Origin of the sequence: Metabacillus sp. KUDC1714, from assembly GCF_014217835.1 — a bacterium.
In the GTDB taxonomy this organism is placed as follows: Bacteria; Bacillota; Bacilli; order Bacillales; family Bacillaceae; genus Metabacillus; species Metabacillus rhizosphaerae.
On record NZ_CP055263.1, the window covers coordinates 5168324 to 5186700 of the forward strand.

Sequence of the window (18377 nt, forward strand, 5' to 3'; positions counted from 1 at the left end):
TTCATAACCTCACAATTATTATAAACGTTTACATAATAATCCCTATTTATGTTAAATTTGTCAATCCCTATTCCCTTGTTTTTATCTTAACGTTACTTACCTATAGTTTATTTTCCATAATGACAATAAACTCTCTTTTTTAGAGAGTTTATTGTTTAGATTTATAAAGAGAACCTTTAGTTCAATACTCGGCAGAAAAGACTTATGAAGCAGAGAGTCCATTTTGTTTCTGCATTTCTATCAATTCATCATTTAACATAGTCATTTTCTCTTCGATATATTGTTTTAATAGCAAATCTAATTTAATTGAAATTGATATATATTCACCATTAGCCGGACCTTTTTTAGAGTACAAATCACTTAAAGTCATTTTTAGATTATATATTTCCAATAATAGATCCATATTTTCATTTCGGACGTGATTAACCGCTTTCATTACGCACCTCATCGTTTTATTTTATACTTATTTTGGAGATGTTCAATTTAGTCAGATAGACTCGTATCTCTCATGAACATATCAATTATTCCAAAACCTTTACGATCTTATCATAGTCATATATAGGTGAGAATACGAAAGTGAAATGTTGTAAAATTTAGAAAAGTCATTCGGAGTATTGATATAATTCTTTATTTCAATAGATGATTATTTAAAGAAAGATCTAGTGTTGGTAGTTAAAGGTTCTGTCTTTAAAGAGGAGTAAATAGGAAGAATTCATTATTTTATTCCGATAGTATTAAATCGAAAAATAATAATTTTCAAAAAATAGATTTCTCGGACATTTTTTAACAATTATTCATTAATAATCTGTTCATTCCTTTACCTAGTAAGCGAAAATAGTGACTATTATGTGTCTGGAGGCTATTTCGTAATTGAAAAATGGAGCCGACATATAAAGTTGTCGGCATTGATCATCCATTGTACTTATACTTATTCACTCTCCATTTCCCATTTAGCAATTTCCTTTCGAACCATTGGTGCTACCTCTTTACCTAATAGTTCAATTGCTTGCATTACATCATTATGTGGCATTGTGCCAACTGGTACGTGCAGCATAAAGCGTGTAATGCCAACGTTCTTTCGAAGGTGAATAATTTTTTCGGCTACAGTCTCCGGATCTCCTACGTACAAGGCGCCTTCAAAGCTACGCGCGGCATCAAAGCTTGATCGATGATATGGCCCCCACCCTCGCTCACGTCCTAGCTTGTTCATAACTTGCTGGGTTGAAGGGAAAAATTTATCGGCCGCTACTTGGGTATCCTCCGCAATGAAACCGTGTGAATGTGATGCCACTGTTAAATTGGATAGATCATGGCCAGCGTGGGTTGCAGCCTTTTTATAAAGCTGCACGAGCGGCTCGAATTGTATAGGACTACCGCCAATAATTGCTAACACCAGAGGAAGACCTAGGAGGCCTGCGCGGATGACGGATTCTTGATTACCACCACTGCCAATCCAAATAGGTAGAGGATTTTGTACTGGACGTGGGTACACACCAAGATTATTAATAGCCGGTCGGTGCCCACCTCTCCAGGTTACCTTCTCAGATTCTCTTATTTTTAATAATAACTCAAGATTCTCTTCAAACAACTCATCATAATCCTTCAACTCATACCCGAAAAGAGGAAACGATTCAATAAAGGAACCTCGGCCCGCCATTATCTCTGCACGACCATTCGATATCGCATCAAGTGTAGCAAAATCTTGAAACACACGCACTGGATCGGCAGAAGAAAGCACCGTAACGGCGCTTGTCAGACGGATTCGTTTCGTCTGTGACGCGGCCGCAGAAAGGATGACCGCAGGAGAAGATGCTGCAAAATCCTCGCGATGGTGTTCCCCTACACCAAAAACATCTAGTCCTACTCGATCTGCTAAAACAATTTCCTCGACAACTTCACGTATTCGTTGTGCATGACTTATCACTTCACCAGTTTGTACATCTGGTGTTGTCTCTACAAAAGTACTCACACCTATCTCCACTAAAACCACTCCTACTTCATGTTTTCGTCTAGTTTATATTACAACAAGAAATAGTCGTTGACTAACGATTGCTCTCTTCTTCCCTTAGGAGCTTCAAAATCCTTAAACTATTCACTAGCTATGCTTTTGACTAGAAAATTAAGAATTATATTCAAATTTAAATTGAATGATAGATTAACATTGATATAATAGAATAAAGCGCTTACTATTACAGTTTTTACTAGATAAGGAGAACAGAACATGGAAAAACACACAAAACCTAATCATCCTTTAGTTGAACACATTTATACTGCTGATCCTTCTGCACATGTATTTGAAGGTAAACTCTACATTTATCCTTCACATGATCTTGACCATGATGGTCCATCTAATGATAATGGTGACCAATATGCTATGGAAGATTATCATGTCCTATCCATGGATAATATTGAATCAGCATGTGTTGATCACGGAGAAGTACTTCACCTTAAAGATATTCCTTGGGCAAAAAAACAATTGTGGGCACCAGACGCAGCTTATAAAAACAACACGTATTATTTATTTTTCCCAGCAAAGGATCAAAATGATATTTTCAGAATAGGTGTAGCGACAAGTTCAAGCCCAGCTGGACCTTTCACACCTCAAGAAAATTACATACCTGGTAGTTTTAGTATTGATCCCGCTGTTTTAGTAGATGATAACAATAAGGCATATGTTTATTTTGGTGGTCTCTGGGGCGGACAATTAGAAAAATGGCAAACAGGTACCTTTGATCCAAATGCAGTTGGTCCTGCTGAATCAGAACCTGCTTTAGGACCGATAATAGCTGAATTAAGTGATGACATGCTAAGTTTTAAAGGAAAACCCCAAGAGATCAAAATTGTTGACGAAGATGGTAAGCCAATCCTTGCTGGTGATGAAGACAGAAGATTTTTCGAAGGTCCATGGGTTCATAAATATAATGGCTATTATTATTTATCCTATTCAACAGGAACTACACATTGTATTGTTTATGCCATAAGCGAAAATCCACAAGGTCCTTATGTGTACAAAGGAAAAATCCTAACTCCTGTAGAAGGTTGGACTACTCATCACTCCATTGTTAAATTTGAGGATAAATGGTATTTATTTTATCATGATTGCTCTTTATCAGGTGGCGTTAACCACAAGCGTAGTGTGAAATATACCGAATTAACATATAACGAAGATGGTACAATTCAGACGATCGATCCTTATCAAACAATAAAAGGATAAAAGATTCATAGATTAATAACAGCTCGGCAATGTATTAAATAAGATCACCGCACTTTAGAGATGTGGTGATCTTATTCCTTTAAAATGTTTTTTTTCTGCCCTCTAATAAGTTCATTTCTATGACTTCATTATTACTTTCTCCTGTTGACTCATTTCATTCTCAGAGACTATTTTTTAATACTGTGTCTTGCTGACAACAATTTATTTTTTCAAGCTTTTTTTATCCAATTCTAACCATTCATAATTAAGTTCATTGAATGAATAAACCAAATAACGGGAAAAATTGTAACAGAGTTAGGAGGAACAGACTTTGGAACATACTTGGCTTTCTCTGTTACCATTTCTTATAGTCATATCAATGTCTATATGGCTAAAAAATATTTTACCAGGTCTTGTAGTTGGACTTCTTGTTGGTTCGATGATTGTTAAATCTGATTTTTTGGCGGGGTCGCAACAATCTGTTTTATATATCGTTACTACATTGTCTGAAGAAACAAATATTAAAATTATCGGGTTTCTATATTTATTTGGCGGACTTGTAGGAATGATGAATATATCAGGTGGCATTAAGGGGATTTCGGAATGGGTTGGCACTAGAATAAAGACGGAGCGCGGATTGTTGAAACTAATTTGGCTTACACTCCCTTTTACGTTTATGATGCCAATGTTTCGAATCATGATGATTGGTCCTGTCGTCAAATCTTTGATCAAAAAAATGAACCTATCAAAGCAAAAGGTAGGTCTGATAATGGATATTTCAACCGAGTCCGTTATCGTCCTCTTGCCAGTTGCTACGGCATTTGTCGGATTTATGGTATCTTTAGTCGGAGCTGGCATTCAAGAGCTTCAACTAGAAATGTCGCCATACCGAGTCTTCTTACTTAGCATTTTGTTTAACTTTTTTGCAATTGTAATGTTGGTTATTGGAATCCTTCAAACATTCTGGAATCCTACTAAAAAAACAAATGATTCCACCAAAAGCAACGTTAAAGTAGATGAAGATGAGCACGAATTTCACCGAGTTGGAATTAAGAGAGAATTATCGCTGGTTAAAGCACAACCGTGGAATTTGATTATCCCTGTCTTTTTACTCCTAGGATTATCATTATTTCTTTTATGGCAGGATGGAATGGCTAAAGGAGCGAAAACCCTTTTTGAAGCTCTTTCAATGGCAGACGCAACATTTGTCATGTTGTTAGCCGTTTTTATCACACTAATCATTACGTTTATTTTTTACATTGTACGCAGACAGCAATTACACGAAATTTTATATCATTTTTATGATGGTGGTAATCAAATGATGGAGGCCATTAGTCTGCTCGTTTTGATTTGGGCACTAACACTTTCTGCTGAGGATCTAGGGTTTTCAGATTTCATTAGTTCAACCTTAGGATCATTTTTACCAGCTTTTATGACACCTGCAACGATTTTTCTGATTGGTTCAATTGTCGGTTACTTTATTGGATCATCATGGGGAACATGGGGATTATTTATGCCATTAGGATTGACATTAGCTGTTTCAACTGGTGCTTCAGTCCCGTTAACTGTTGGTGCAGTTTTTGCAAGTGGCGCATTTGGTGCATTAACTTCACCATTGGGTGATACGACCATTACAACTGCATCGATTCTTGATTTGTCTATTGTTGATTATGCCCGCTATAAACTGAAAATTTCCGCCATAGGTGGGGTTATTGCAATCGTTCTTTATCTCGTTAGTGGTTTATTTGTTGTTTGAATATTGAATTTTGGTATATTGCATGAACTACTTAGAAGTGTATTTGCTCCAAAAAGGAAATATGCTATAGATGTTACCCTTAGAAAATAGATTTCCAACTAAAAAAGCCTTGTCCCTGGAACAAGAACTAAGGCTTCAACTTTATTCAACTAACTTTTTACTTTGCAAACTGCTCTGATTCCAAACGACCTGCGCCATACAAACGGTAGGCACCATGCATTGTAGGGCCAACATATTCATTTAGCTTCCAGCCATGACGAATCGCGTCTGTAATAAACGCTTTTGCTACATCAATTGCTTCTAATACCGATTTTCCTTTTGCTAGCTCTGCTGTAATCGCTGCAGAATATGTACAGCCTGCCCCATGAATATAAGTCGTGTCGATTCGTTCATTTTCATATAGCTTAAATTCCTTGCCATCAAATAACAAATCAACTGCTTTTTCGTGCTGTAATTTGCTGCCGCCTTTGATCAACACATATTTGGCACCAAGTTCATTTATTTTAACTGCAGCATTTTTCATATCATCAATCGTTCTGATTGGACCTGTTTTTGCTAGCTGACTCGCTTCGAACAGATTAGGTGTTACAACTGTTGCGAGTGGCACCATTACTTCTCGTAATGCATCAGCTGTTTCTGGATTTAGAACCTCGTCTTCTCCTTTACAGACCATAACAGGATCGATGACTACGTTATTTAGCCCAGCTTCTTTGATTCTCTTTGCTGCTGTTTCAATCGTTTCAACTGTACCAAGCATACCTGTTTTCACTGCATCAATTCCCACTGAAAGGGCTGTATCTAGTTGAGCCTCTAGTGCATCTATTGTAATTGGAAATACACTATGATGCCAGTGATTTTTCGGATCCATAGTCGCAATGACAGTTAATGAAGTCATCCCGTATACGCCAAGCTCTTGAAATGTTTTTAAATCTGCTTGTATTCCTGCACCACCACTCGTATCAGATCCAGCAATTGTTAATGCTTTTTTCATTGTCATGTTATGTGCCTCCTTGTTGTAACGAAAAAATGGTTTAGATAGGAAGTATTTTTTCGTAACCTATCATTGAGATATGATAACTCTATTTTTCCGTGAAGTCATCCGATTTTAATTATTACGTTCCTGTAACTCAGGATTTCTTCAAGCCTTTTTCCAAACAGTTGCATACTTTTTCTTGTATTTTGAATCCTCTTCTTTTTCAATTAAATACAAAGCCATTTGTTAAACTTTTTCATTATCTAAAATTAATAGGTAAAGATACTTCAACAGATGTCCCTTTATTTGGTTCACTTGAAATATTAATCGCGCCCCTATGATTTTCAATGATTTTATAGCATACCATTAATCCAAGTCCTGTACCTTCCTCTTTTGTTGTGAAAAAGGGTTCCCCTAGTTTAGGAATTAGATCTGCAGGTATACCGATACCTTGATCTTGAATAACGATACTCAAAGCATTAGGATCTGTTTGCTTAAGGTTCACCGTTATTTCTCCTCCATTTGGCATTGCTTCAATTGAATTTTTTAAGAGATTAATAATCACTTGCTTTAATTGATTCGGTTCACCAGTTATGAGCGAATGATCTACATCTATATCTGATAAAATCTGGACATTGCTGATTTTTGCTTGGGTGTCCAGCAACGAAACAATCGTTTGTACGATGAGCTTTATATCGATTAATTGATAGTTTATACCTTGAGGCTTAGAAAGAATAAGAAATTCACTAACAATCATGTTTATACGATCTAATTCGGTTAACATGATCTCAATATAGTTTTTATCAATATCTTGTTTTAAAAATTGGATAAAACCTCTAAGCGTCGTTAAAGGATTTCTGATTTCATGGGCAACTCCTGCAGCAAGCTGACCAACTGCTGATAGCTTATCAGATCTTCTGATCATTTCCTCAGCTAACTTTGATTCAGTAACATCTTTAACAATTTCAAATATCCCGTTAAATTCATTATCTGTAATGATAGGAATCATTTTCATCTGAACGATTCGTATACTCCCATCTTTGTTGATCAGTGATAAGTTCATTTCCCTCGTTTCAATTCGATTTACACTATTAAAATGCCCCATATACTTATCGAAGTCTTCTGGTACAATGATTGACTCCCAATCCATATGTTTGAGTTCTTCCAAACTATAACCTAGTAAATTTTCAGCGGCTTTATTTGCATCGATTAAATGTCGTCCTAGACAAAATGTAAAAATTGCTTCAGAATTATGTTCAAATAAAGATTTATATCGTTGTTCGGTTTCTTCTAAACGCTTTACAAGTAGTTTACGATTTTGTTCTTGGGTATGATGAAGTAATTCCCCTATTTTTTTTCGTTCATTAATATCGATATCGATTCCATTTAGTTTTATGAGCTTCCTTTTTGAATCAAAAATAGGTGTAATACGTTTTTGAATCCATTTCACTTCACCATTTGGAAGTAAAATTCGATATTCGCTCATCCCACCATTTCCTGCTAATAACGCTTGTTCAAACTCAAGGACTTGTTCAAGATCCTCATGATAAACAACCTCTTTCCATAATTGGAAATTATGTTCAAATTCATCTGATGAAAAACCATATAATTCCTTCACTTTTGAAGAAACTATCAACTGATTTGAACGAAGGTCATATGAGAAAATAACTGCATCCACACTATTAAAAAGCTGGTTCAATTCTTGCTCTTTTTCCTTTAGTTCCTTAGCGTAATAGCGCGATTTGTCAACCTGTAATCCTACCCACCATACAGGGACGATAAAAATAGCATTTATCAACCATTCAGATAAAGGAATAAAACCAAATTTTACATATGAAATGATTTTAAAAACCATTCCGGAAATAAACAAAATACTTAGAGACCAAATTCTTCCTGAATACTTCACTTTACTAACTCCTACACTATGATAAATAAACTGATTGTTGTATTACATTAATTTGTTATTAAAACTGTATTCATAGTACCATATTCCTGTCTTCGATGTCTTCTACTCCTTTTAGTAGTTCTATTTCAAGTCGTGTTATTCTTTCTCATTTCAACTTTTTCACTTTCATATAAAACTGCTTATTCGCTTGTGGGGAATGATAAAAAGTTTATGCTCAACTCACATATTTCTGATAGACTCACCATAATCAAATTGTCATTTGAAGAAATTATTTTATAATAGGATGGACCATGTCTCTTTTGAAATGGCTGTTTTCGCAAACTTTGTTGCTTTTAAAATAGTATTGGGTTGGTTGATTGGCGCTCCAGGATGCTCGCTTTCCGTGGGGCGGGCGATGAGCCTCCTCAGCGCGAAGCGCCTGCTGGGTCTCATCTGTCCCGCTACTCCCACAGGAGTCTCGCATATCCGTACCAATCAACCTAATCAGTTTTGTTCAAAAACAACAATCTCTTAGAAAAGAGCCTTTGAAATAATAAAATATGGAGGTGCATTCCTTGGAGCTACGGCAATTAACCTATTTTCTTGAGGTTGCTAAACATAAAAGCATCACTAAAGCGTCTGAAGCATTACATATCTCACAACCAGCATTAAGTAAAATGATCAAAAGTCTTGAAGAAGAATTAGATATGACACTCATTATCCGTACTAATAAAACGAGTGAGTTAACAGATGGTGGTTTCATTGTGATGGAATATGCTCAAAAAGTGTTATCACAAATCGATGAAATGTCGATTACGTTAAATGATTTGACTAGTTTAAAAAGAGGTTCGATTAGCATTGGATTACCTCCAATTATTGGGAGTCTTTACTTTCCAAGTGTCATGGCGGAATTTCATAAAAAATATCCAAATATCTCAATTAATATTACAGAATATGGAGCGGCTAAGGTTGTTAAAGGTGTAGAGGAGAGTGAATTCGAGCTTGGGGTGGCTGTACTTCCAGTTGATGAAAATGAATTTAACATCTATCCGATTGTCGAGGATGAAATGAAATTATTAATCCACTTTAACCATAGTCTAGCAAACCGTGATGTCATCTACTTACATGAATTAAAGAATGAAGAATTTATTTTCTATCATGAGGACTTTGCACTACATGATATTATGTGGAAAAAATTCATTGCTGAAGGATTTGAGCCTAAAATATTATTTAAAAGTTCGCAATGGGATTTTATGTCTGAAATGGTTGGTGCAAATCTAGGGGTAACGATCTTACCTGAATCCATTTGTAATCGAGTTGAGAACAAGCAAGTTAAAATTATGAATTTGGAACCTGTTACACCATGGAATTTAGCTGTTATTACAAAGAAAAATAAGTATATTTCTTATGCAGCAAGAACATTTATTGAATTTTTCCTTTGAGCTTCATTATAACTAAAAGTTATGCAGGCGATAAAAATTATGTATTATACGAATAACAAAAAGCATAGTAATATGTCTTTATCAACCAAAACAAACTGGTTATTAAGGAGCTTTTACTATGCTCCTTCCTCAGTAAAGGAAGGATTTTTTATATGAAAATGATCACAATTATTTTACAAATTTTATTTATCCATTTGTTTCTTTTTATTGGTGCGACTGTGAAGTCATTCATTTCAATCCCTCTCCCTGCCTCAATGATTGGATTGGTTTTCCTTTTAGGAGCATTGTTTTTTAAAATTGTGAAACTCGAATGGATTGAAAAAGGCGGCAACTGGTTATTAGCAGAATTGCTCCTTTTTTTCATTCCATCTGCAGTAGGAATTGTTAATTATGATGAGATATTAAGTTGGCAAGGAATTGAAACAGTGGTATTAATTGGCTTAAGTACCTTTATTGTTATGGCTGCGACTGCATATACATCTGATTTTATTCATAAGAGAAAAAGTCGTGTATCAGGATGAGTATTCTTTTATTTACGGTTATCACATTTATCATTTACAAGCTTACAAAATTCAGTTATAAAAAATGGACTTTTCCACTTTTCCACCCATTATTAATTTGTCCTATTTTCATAATCATTTTAATCTACTTATTTCATATACCTGCTAATCATTATGCACAAGGATCTAAGTGGATAACACATATGTTAGGACCTGCAACAGTAGCTTTCGCCATCCCGATTTATAAACATTTCCACTTAGTGAAAAAATATATCGGAAATATTGTTTTAAGTGTAACTGTAGGGACATTAGTTGCGATCTTCTCAACCTTCGCTTTGTCAATGTTGCTTAACTTAAATTCTGAATTTATTATTAGTATCATACCCAGATCTATTACTACCCCGATTGCGATTGAAGTGTCAAAAGAAATCGGTGGTCTACCAACGTTAACAACAATTTTTGTTATCCTAACTGGAATTATAGGTGGGATAATTGGCCCGTTTGAAATTAAATGGTTATCGATAAAATCACCAATTGCAAAAGGCTTAGCTTTAGGTATGAGTGCACATGGAGTTGGTACATCAAAAGCAATGGAATACGGTGAGCAAGAAGCGACATTTTCCACGCTTGCGATGATCTTTGCTGCATGGATTACGATGGCTTGGGGCAGCTTGCTGATTCCGTTTTTAATCAATCTTGCCCATATTAATTGATCAGAAGATATGTTTATATGAACAAAAGCTCAGGACGCCTTGATCAGTCTCAGGCAATTAAGCTAATTTAGAATAGAAGGCGTTCTTTGCCTTCAAATCTAAATTAGCTAGACCCTAGAGGGCTAGGCGCTGGATGTCGTGCGCTTATCCACAGTTCAAGAATTTTAATTTCCTGAACGAAGAAAAAAACAGTCTAAATTTAGATTTAGACTGCTTTTCATGTTTAGAGTATGTGTTTTATGAGTGTAAGCAAGATGATTTCTTAGTTGAATTTGCTGTGTAGTTCTTTGATACACAATGCATTCTTTAAGATCTCGTTTTTACTTTTATAAGGGCTGTTCCATAACTATCCATTGATTTGCCATATTGTTTCATTCCGTTTGAGATGAATTCAATCATTTTTTTCATGTTTATCCGTCCCTCTTCAGCTTTTCCTTTCATTATGTATGTGTTACCTAAAAAATACAAAGTCATTGAAAACGGAAAAAACATTCATGTTAGCGAAAACATTTTTATTGTAAGCGTATAAAATATGTGTTTCTCTTATTATATTTCCTGTTTACTTTGTTTTTCATCCTAATCCGTGTAATCGAAGAAGACACATCTCCTTCGATTAACTCTAGTACATATAGATAATATTTACAAAAAAGTTTTAACCTAAATTTATATCTCCCGTTGATCACAGTAGGTATCAATTAGCTGTTCAATTTGCTCAAGCTGAGGAAATTCTCCCGAAAAGGTGAATTTTATTTCTTCTAGAAATTCTCCTTTGTTATATACATGAATAGCTCCTTTTTGGTTAATGACACTATACTCGGGCTCAAACCTATAGCCATTCCGTTCCACTGCACCCATTTCTTAAACAACTCCTTAACTCTAAATATTGTTCACCATTACTATTTCACGAATGTACTTATAAAACTCTTATAATGCCAATAATTATTATGCTTCAGAAATAATCGGGATAATAACTTTTATACAAGAATTAAGTTGATTTTAGAGGTTATGGCCTATTCCCTTAAATGCTTTAATTTATCTGGATTTCTAATAATGAAAATCTTCTGGATATGATCTCCATCAATAACATCAATAAATAAAGCCAACAATTGTTGGCTCCGTTAGTCATTCTTAAAAAGTATGAGCAATATCTTTAGCTCGTGCAATTGCGTTTGCTTTAATTTCTTCTGCTTTGTCAGGCATTGCAGCATGACCTTCAACAAATAAGCCTTCAAATGAAGGTACTCCGTAGAATTGCATGATAATATTTAAATAGCGGTGACCCATTTCCATTTGAGCTGCAGGTCCTTCTGAATAAATTCCTCCACGAGCCTGTATATGTAAAGCCTTTTTATCAGTTAAAAGACCAACTGGTCCTTGGTCTGTATATTTAAATGTTTTGCCAGCCACCGATACTGAATCTATATACGCTTTCATTACTGGTGGAAAAGAAAAATTCCACAATGGTGTTACAAAAACATATTTATCAGCTGAAATAAATTGTTCACATAGTTCTGAGAGTCTACTAACTTTTGCTTTCTCATCTGGTGAAAGCTCTTCAAATCCCTTTCCAGATTGAAGTTTACCCCAACCACTAAAAACATCGACATCAATTTGAGGGATATTTTCTTTATAGAGATCAACATTCACAATCTCATCGTTTGGGTTTGCTTCTTTGTAAGCATCGATAAAAGCTTTTCCTACAGCCATACTGTAAGACTGAGTATCATCATGGGGATGAGCTGTTATGTACAATATTTTTGTCATTTCGTACTCCCTTTCTTTCTAAGATTGTTCATCCTATTTTGTGTAGTTAAATTAGAATATATACTTTATCTTCACTTAACATATATTTAATTCGAGCTAAATTTATATTAAGAATTCAAACAAGCATAACTGCATATAAAAAAAGGATGTACTAGTTAAAGTATCATCCCTTTTTATGTAGTATTAATTCATTTAGTTACTAATATAAGGATTCCCACTTATATTTTTTCTCGTTTCATCAGTTAATTCAAATGCTTCTCTTACTTCACTTTCAATTACATCAACGTTTTGAATACTTCCATCATAATGTAGTGGTTTACTTTCCATGTAAATTCACCTCCGTCAATAGTAGTATATACATTATATTACTAGTTATTTATTCCTATTAACAAGATTTATTTTGAGAATTCTAAAAAATATTTCTTGTTCATAGAGGATAGTAAATAGCTTCTATTTTTCTACCCATTCTCCTATTTGCTATTAGGTTCGAATTTCATCATAAATTCTCCAGACCATCTATGGAATACTTCAAAAAGCCTTGAAGGAATCCAAAAAATAAATTAATTATTCTAAAATAATGAATTAATTTTTAAAATGATCTAATCTAGCAAAAAATTCTTGTACAAAATTGTAAAATAATTCTTCTGTAGGAAGTAATACACGTTGTTTAGGAGTGATGACTCCCACACTTCTCGTTACATTTGGTTCGATCAATGGAATTTTTACGGTTGAGCGTGGAATGTTATCAACTAAAGTGACTTCTGGCATTAGTGCTACCCCAAGTCCCGCAGAGACTAATCCTTTTAACGCATCAATATCGTCCCCTTCAAAAGCAACATGTGGTGAGAAGCCTAGTTCGGCACATGCATTAATAACGATTTCACGAAAAACAGTGCCGTTTTGGAGTAAACAAAAAGGGTCATCCTTAAGTTCGCGCAACTTTATAGTCGACCTGTTTGCAAGTGGATGATGAATTGGCAAAAGAGCAACAATATTTTCCGTGAATAATATTTTCCGTTTAATCTTCTTCTCATCCATTGGCAATGGACCAATTAATGCAAGGTTAAAATCCCCTTTCACCACTCCATCTATTAAGTCTTGGTACAGAGCTTGCTTCAGTTTAAATTTCGCTTCTGGATAGTGCATACGAAAAGCATAAATCACAGTTGGTAACGTATGTGCTGCCAAACTAATCGGAAAAGCTATTCGAATCGTCCCTTTTTCTGGATCTAAATACTCTTCTACTTCACGTGTCGCATCATCAATAACATTCATTGCATGTTTCATCCGCTCTAAGAATACTTTTCCAATTGGAGTTAATTTTACTCTTCTTCCTTCTCTAATAAACAGGTCAACGCCTAATTCGCTTTCTAAATTAAATATCTGTCTACTCACAGAGGATTGTGCCACATGCAGAGCGTCTGCTGCTTCTGTTACATGTTCTCGCATTGCAACTTCCATAAAATATCTTATTTGTCTAATTTCCACAGTTGTTCCCCCAAATTTAATTCATGCGTTAAACGCATTAACTTTATCGTTTCTTAATATTGATTGGATTATTATTTGATTATAAAATACAGCTTAACAGTAAATCTAATAAAAATTAAAATATTTCAGTCAATATGATCATTTTATTTTATATTGACATATAGGAGAATGAGAAGGATGAAAACAATCGAAAAAATAGAACAATCATTTACAGATAATGTGAAAGAGTATGTCGAACAAGTTTACTCAACTGTAAAAAAGCGTAATCCACATGAAAGTGAGTTTCATCAAGCGGTTAAAGAAGTTTTTGATTCTTTAGTTCCTGTTCTCGCTAAAAATCCTCACTACATCAAGCAAGCTATTCTTGAAAGAATTGTTGAGCCTGAAAGAGTCATCTCATTTAGAGTTCCATGGGTTGATGATCAAGGAAATGTGCAGGTTAACCGAGGATTCCGTGTCCAATTTAACAGTGCTATCGGTCCATATAAGGGCGGTTTAAGATTTCACCCTTCCGTAAATGCAAGTATTATTAAATTTTTAGGCTTTGAGCAAATTTATAAAAACTCTTTAACTGGTCAACCAATTGGCGGCGGAAAAGGCGGAGCTGATTTTGATCCTAAGGGAAAATCAGATGCGGAAATCATGCGCTTTACACAAAGCTTCATGTCTGAACTTAGCAAGTATATCGGTCCTGATATCGATGTTCCAGCTGGTGATATCGGTGTAGGAGCTAGAGAAATTGGCTATATGTTTGGACAATATAAAAAAATGCGTGGCGGCTTCGAAGCTGGCGTATTAACAGGTAAAGGCCTTGGTTACGGCGGAAGCTTAGCACGAACAGAAGCAACTGGATATGGAACAGTCTACTTTGTAGAAGAAATGTTAAAGGATCAAAACTTAAGCTTCAAAGGAAGTACGGTAGTTGTATCAGGTTCAGGTAATGTTTCCATTTATGCTATTGAAAAAGCGATGCAATTAGGTGCTAAGGTATTAGCATGTAGTGACTCAACTGGTTATGTATATGACAAGAATGGCATAGACCTTTCAACAGTAAAACGCTTGAAAGAAGTAGAAAACAAAAGAATAAGTGAATATGTAAACGAACATCCAGAAGCGCATTATGTTGAAGGATGTTCGGGGATCTGGACGATTCCATGTGATATCGCCCTACCTTGTGCAACACAAAATGAAATAGATGCACATTCAGCTGAGCTATTAGTTTCTAATGGTGTGAAAGCGATCGGTGAAGGTGCAAACATGCCTTCTACACTAGAAGCAGTCGAGATTTTCTTGAAAAATAAGGTTTTATTTGCACCAGCAAAAGCAGCAAATGCAGGTGGCGTTTCAGTTTCAGCATTAGAAATGGCTCAGAACAGTGCAAGATTAGCTTGGACGTTTGAGGAAGTCGACGCCAAATTACATGATATCATGAAAAACATTTACAACGAAAGCATGAAAGCAGCTCAAGAGTATGGTGCACCTGGAAATCTTGTCGTTGGTGCTAATATTGCTGGTTTTGTTAAAGTCGCAGATGCTATGATTGCTCAAGGAATTATTTAATTTCTCTAAGAATTTGTTTATTTTTTCAACGGATATAATTAGAAATCTTAAGTAAGCTAGGAGGACATGTCCTCCTAGCTTTTAATTTTTCATGTAATATGAATAGCCTTTTTCTGCAATTTAAACTATCCTCTAGTTTAATACTATTTTACGATTATCCCCTCTCCACTTACTCATACACTTATTGAATCAATTTAAGCATAACTACTTTTTTCTAGCAACCTGTTATATAAATGAGAAAAATTGACATAATGTATACTATAAGATTTAAAAACTACACTAGTATACTAATTTATTTCATTATTAACAGGTGATGATTATGCCGATACAGCGTACGTTTATTATGGTGAAGCCTGATGGTGTAAAGCGAGGATTAATTGGTGAAATTATTAAACGTTTTGAGCAAAAGGGGTTCACATTGTTAAATGCAGAACTTATGACTATTAGTCGTGAAAAAGCTGAATATCATTATATGGAGCTTCAAGATAAACCATTTTTTGGTGAGTTGGTAGAATTTATTACATCAGACTCTGTTTTTGCAATGGTTTGGGAAGGCGAAAATATTATTGAAGTTTCTCGAAGCATGATTGGAAAAACAAGTCCTTTAGAAGCACTACCTGGTACAATTCGTGGTGATTTTGCATGTTCCAAAGCGGAAAATGTGATTCATGGCTCTGATTCTCTTTTAAGTGCAGAACGAGAAATCGCAAACTTCTTTGACCCGTTATCAATCCGTTCTCTAAATAAAGATTTTCCTTTTGACGAACGTAAATCAGTTTGAATTAAGACTTGGAAAAGTTATTGTTATAATGTCTTTAGTTGACCACTTGTTAGAGTTAGCCAACTAAAGACATTCTTTATGAAAAAAACGGTAATATATAGAAAAAACAGGTTTTAAACCATTTCCTTCTGATTAATTACTTCTACATTTACCCGGCCTGAAAAAAATGTAGCACCCCCGCCCATATCGGAAACTCGATCTGGAGTTAAGGAATTGACCAAATGTTTTTTACCCGTGAGGTCTGACCAAAGGCCTTGACTTACGACTACTCCTGGTAAAACTTGATTGCCTACAGAAACTGAGAGCTCACATTCTCCACGATCATTCCAAATTCGGACAACTGTTCCATCTTCAATACCTCGTTTATCCGCATCATGTTGATTCATAAATAATTTTGGTGCTTTTTCAAGTTTGATATGTTTCTCATTATTTGAAAAGGTTGAATTTAAAAAATTATGATTTGGTCCAGGTACATATTGAAAAGGAAAATCTGTCTCTTCTAATAAAGGAATATAGGTTGGGAGTCCGGGGTAACCATCTAATTCCATTTTTTTAGAAAACAACTCAATCTTACCACTTGGTGTGTTTAAATTTTTCAATAAATCACTTGTACTTGCTTTCAGATAGCGATCTATTTTTAATTTTTCATGGCATTTGTCTGGTAAATAAGGGTTCGATAAATTGCTTAGAGCTTGTTGAATTAATTCTTCATCTGAATCCTTAAATGCTTGTTCATCGTATCCCATTGCATGAGCAAGAAGTCTGAATACCTCTGTATTAGATTTACTTTCTCCAAATGATGAAATGACAGGTTCCTGCAGATGGATATAGTTATGCCAGTAAGACGTATAAAAATCAGTATTTTCAAAAGCTGAAGTAGCAGGTAAAACAATGTCTGCAAACATAGCTGTTTCCGTTAAAAACAAGTCATGAACGACAGTGAATAAATCTTCACGAGCAAGACCCTCACGTACCTTATTAGCATCTGGAGTCACAACAGCTGGGTTGCTTCCATATATGAACAATGAGCGAATGGGCTCTTCTGTTTCAAGTAACGCTTTACCTAATTGGTTCATATTTATTGTTCGAGTTTGCTTTTTCATAAGATCTGGTCGTTGCAGCGCTTTTGTATTATGGGCTAAATAGGCAGAGTTTGATTTCAGAGCTCCCCCACCCTTCAGAGCCCACTGTCCTGTTAGTGCAGGTAAACACGCAATTGTCCTAACAATCATTCCACCATTATCATGATGCTGAAGTCCATTTCCAATTCTTATCATCGAAGGAGAGGTCTCTCCGTACATCCGAGCTAACGTATAAATGTCTTCTACAGAAACTCCTGTAATATCTGAAACCATTTGTGGATCATAGTTCTTAACATGTTCTTCTAGTTCTTCATAACCAACTGTATACTCTTTTAAAAATGATCGATTAACAAGCTTTTCTTTATATAAAACATGCATAATCCCTAATGCGAGCGCTCCATCCGTACCAGGGAGAATCGGAATAAACCAATCTGCCATTCTTCCAGTTTGATTTTTATGGACATCTATGACAACAATTTTTGCGCCATTTTTTTTAGCCCTTTGTGCGATCGTCATTTGGTGCATATTTGTACTAACAGCGTTTATTCCCCACATTATAAATAGCTTAGTTTCCGTCATTTCCTCTGGATCAGTGCCGTAACTTCCCCCCATTGTGTAGCTATAACCTTTCGAACCAGCAACTGAACAAATAGACCGGTCAAGTTGACTTGACCCTAAACGATGAAAGAAGCGGCGATCCATTCCTTCTGCATTAATATTTCCCATATTGCCGTAAAAACTGTATGGAAGAATTGATTCTGATCCTTCATTTGAGATTAGTTTTTTCCAATGATTTGTAATCGTTTCGATTGCCTCTTGCCAGCTAATTGGGTGAAATTTGCCCTCTCCCTTTTCGCCAATACGTTTCAAAGGTGTTTTAATTCTCTTTTGATCATAGATGCGTTCACCCATGTTCCGCACTTTATTGCAAATATTCCCTTTCGTAACAGGATGTTCAGGATCACCTTCGATTTTAACGATTTTTCCTTCTTTTTTGTGTATCAGTAATCCGCACTGATCTGGACAGTCAAGTGAACAAACTGAAGGCACAACACCATCTTCTATATTTATATATTCCTGCATAACTAGTATCCTTTCATGAAAAAATTGCTTTATAAATTATAACATATCGAACCAATCTTTAGAAAGTTTAGAAAATAGATTGACTTACCTATAATTTTTATTTAATATTTAATACATTGTCTAAATATATAAACAATTTAATCAATTAAATATTTTG

16 protein-coding genes are annotated in these 18377 nt (G+C 35.1%); 7 read left to right on the top strand and 9 right to left on the bottom strand.

Going from position 1 to position 18377, the window contains the following annotated elements:
* Window positions 1-202: 202 nt before the first annotated feature.
* Both HUW50_RS23850 and HUW50_RS23855 read right to left on the bottom strand, forming a co-directional pair.
* A complete protein-coding gene (locus HUW50_RS23850) occupies window positions 203-436 on the bottom strand; it encodes a hypothetical protein (protein WP_066339286.1) in 234 nt (77 codons plus the stop codon).
* A gap of 492 nt (window positions 437-928) precedes the next feature.
* Window positions 929-1981: an LLM class flavin-dependent oxidoreductase gene (locus HUW50_RS23855; RefSeq protein WP_066339289.1), complete on the bottom strand. Its 1053-nt coding sequence runs from the start codon at window positions 1979-1981 to the stop codon at window positions 929-931.
* Between the two features lie 240 nt (window positions 1982-2221).
* Here HUW50_RS23855 and HUW50_RS23860 point away from each other — a divergent pair, with 240 nt between their 5' ends.
* Together HUW50_RS23860 and HUW50_RS23865 are read left to right on the top strand one after the other, a co-directional pair.
* A complete protein-coding gene (locus tag HUW50_RS23860) occupies window positions 2222-3214 on the top strand; it encodes a glycoside hydrolase family 43 protein (RefSeq protein WP_066339294.1) in 993 nt (330 codons plus the stop codon).
* A gap of 310 nt (window positions 3215-3524) precedes the next feature.
* A complete protein-coding gene (locus tag HUW50_RS23865; RefSeq protein ID WP_083964788.1) occupies window positions 3525-4949 on the top strand; it encodes a Na+/H+ antiporter NhaC family protein in 1425 nt (474 codons plus the stop codon).
* 157 nt (window positions 4950-5106) lie between these two features.
* Here the strand turns inward: HUW50_RS23865 and pdxK are convergent, their stop codons facing one another.
* Window positions 5107-5946, bottom strand: a complete 840-nt coding sequence (gene pdxK, locus HUW50_RS23870; RefSeq protein ID WP_066339297.1) for a pyridoxine/pyridoxal/pyridoxamine kinase — start codon at window positions 5944-5946, stop codon at window positions 5107-5109.
* A gap of 235 nt (window positions 5947-6181) precedes the next feature.
* The gene (locus HUW50_RS23875; RefSeq protein ID WP_066339300.1) at window positions 6182-7828 is read right to left on the bottom strand and encodes a PAS domain-containing sensor histidine kinase; all 1647 of its coding nucleotides are present in this window, start codon (window positions 7826-7828) and stop codon (window positions 6182-6184) included.
* A 545-nt stretch (window positions 7829-8373) separates the two neighbouring features.
* On the opposite strand from HUW50_RS23875, the gene HUW50_RS23880 reads away from it, so the two are divergent.
* From HUW50_RS23880 to HUW50_RS23890, 3 genes are all read left to right on the top strand, one after another.
* Window positions 8374-9249 (top strand): LysR family transcriptional regulator, encoded by an 876-nt coding sequence (locus tag HUW50_RS23880; RefSeq protein ID WP_232329097.1) that lies wholly within the window; start codon window positions 8374-8376, stop codon window positions 9247-9249.
* Between the two features lie 152 nt (window positions 9250-9401).
* Window positions 9402-9770, top strand: a complete 369-nt coding sequence (locus tag HUW50_RS23885) for a CidA/LrgA family protein (protein ID WP_066339305.1) — start codon at window positions 9402-9404, stop codon at window positions 9768-9770.
* The gene (locus HUW50_RS23890; RefSeq protein WP_066339307.1) at window positions 9767-10462 is read left to right on the top strand and encodes an LrgB family protein; all 696 of its coding nucleotides are present in this window, start codon (window positions 9767-9769) and stop codon (window positions 10460-10462) included. Before HUW50_RS23885 ends, HUW50_RS23890 begins: the two co-directional genes overlap by 4 nt.
* A gap of 663 nt (window positions 10463-11125) precedes the next feature.
* On the opposite strand, the gene HUW50_RS23895 is transcribed toward HUW50_RS23890, so the two are convergent.
* The 4 genes from HUW50_RS23895 to HUW50_RS23905 form a co-directional block, all read right to left on the bottom strand.
* The gene (locus HUW50_RS23895) at window positions 11126-11317 is read right to left on the bottom strand and encodes a YbxH family protein (protein ID WP_066339309.1); all 192 of its coding nucleotides are present in this window, start codon (window positions 11315-11317) and stop codon (window positions 11126-11128) included.
* A gap of 273 nt (window positions 11318-11590) precedes the next feature.
* Entirely contained in the window at window positions 11591-12226 is a 636-nt protein-coding gene (locus HUW50_RS23900) for an FMN-dependent NADH-azoreductase (RefSeq protein WP_066339311.1), read from the bottom strand.
* Between the two features lie 192 nt (window positions 12227-12418).
* Window positions 12419-12553: a hypothetical protein gene (locus tag HUW50_RS27305; RefSeq protein ID WP_260445597.1), complete on the bottom strand. Its 135-nt coding sequence runs from the start codon at window positions 12551-12553 to the stop codon at window positions 12419-12421.
* Window positions 12554-12808: 255 nt separating this feature from the next.
* Window positions 12809-13714, bottom strand: a complete 906-nt coding sequence (locus tag HUW50_RS23905) for a glutamate biosynthesis transcriptional regulator GltC (RefSeq protein WP_066339314.1) — start codon at window positions 13712-13714, stop codon at window positions 12809-12811.
* A 177-nt stretch (window positions 13715-13891) separates the two neighbouring features.
* Between HUW50_RS23905 and gdhA the strand changes: the two genes are divergently transcribed.
* Together gdhA and ndk are read left to right on the top strand one after the other, a co-directional pair.
* Window positions 13892-15274 carry an NADP-specific glutamate dehydrogenase gene (gdhA, locus tag HUW50_RS23910; protein WP_066339319.1) on the top strand — a complete coding sequence of 461 codons (1383 nt, stop codon included), beginning with the start codon at window positions 13892-13894 and terminating at the stop codon, window positions 15272-15274.
* 319 nt (window positions 15275-15593) lie between these two features.
* The gene (gene ndk, locus HUW50_RS23915; protein WP_066339323.1) at window positions 15594-16055 is read left to right on the top strand and encodes a nucleoside-diphosphate kinase; all 462 of its coding nucleotides are present in this window, start codon (window positions 15594-15596) and stop codon (window positions 16053-16055) included.
* A gap of 113 nt (window positions 16056-16168) precedes the next feature.
* On the opposite strand, the gene HUW50_RS23920 is transcribed toward ndk, so the two are convergent.
* Window positions 16169-18220: a molybdopterin-containing oxidoreductase family protein gene (locus HUW50_RS23920; protein WP_066339326.1), complete on the bottom strand. Its 2052-nt coding sequence runs from the start codon at window positions 18218-18220 to the stop codon at window positions 16169-16171.
* Window positions 18221-18377 lie beyond the last annotated feature (157 nt).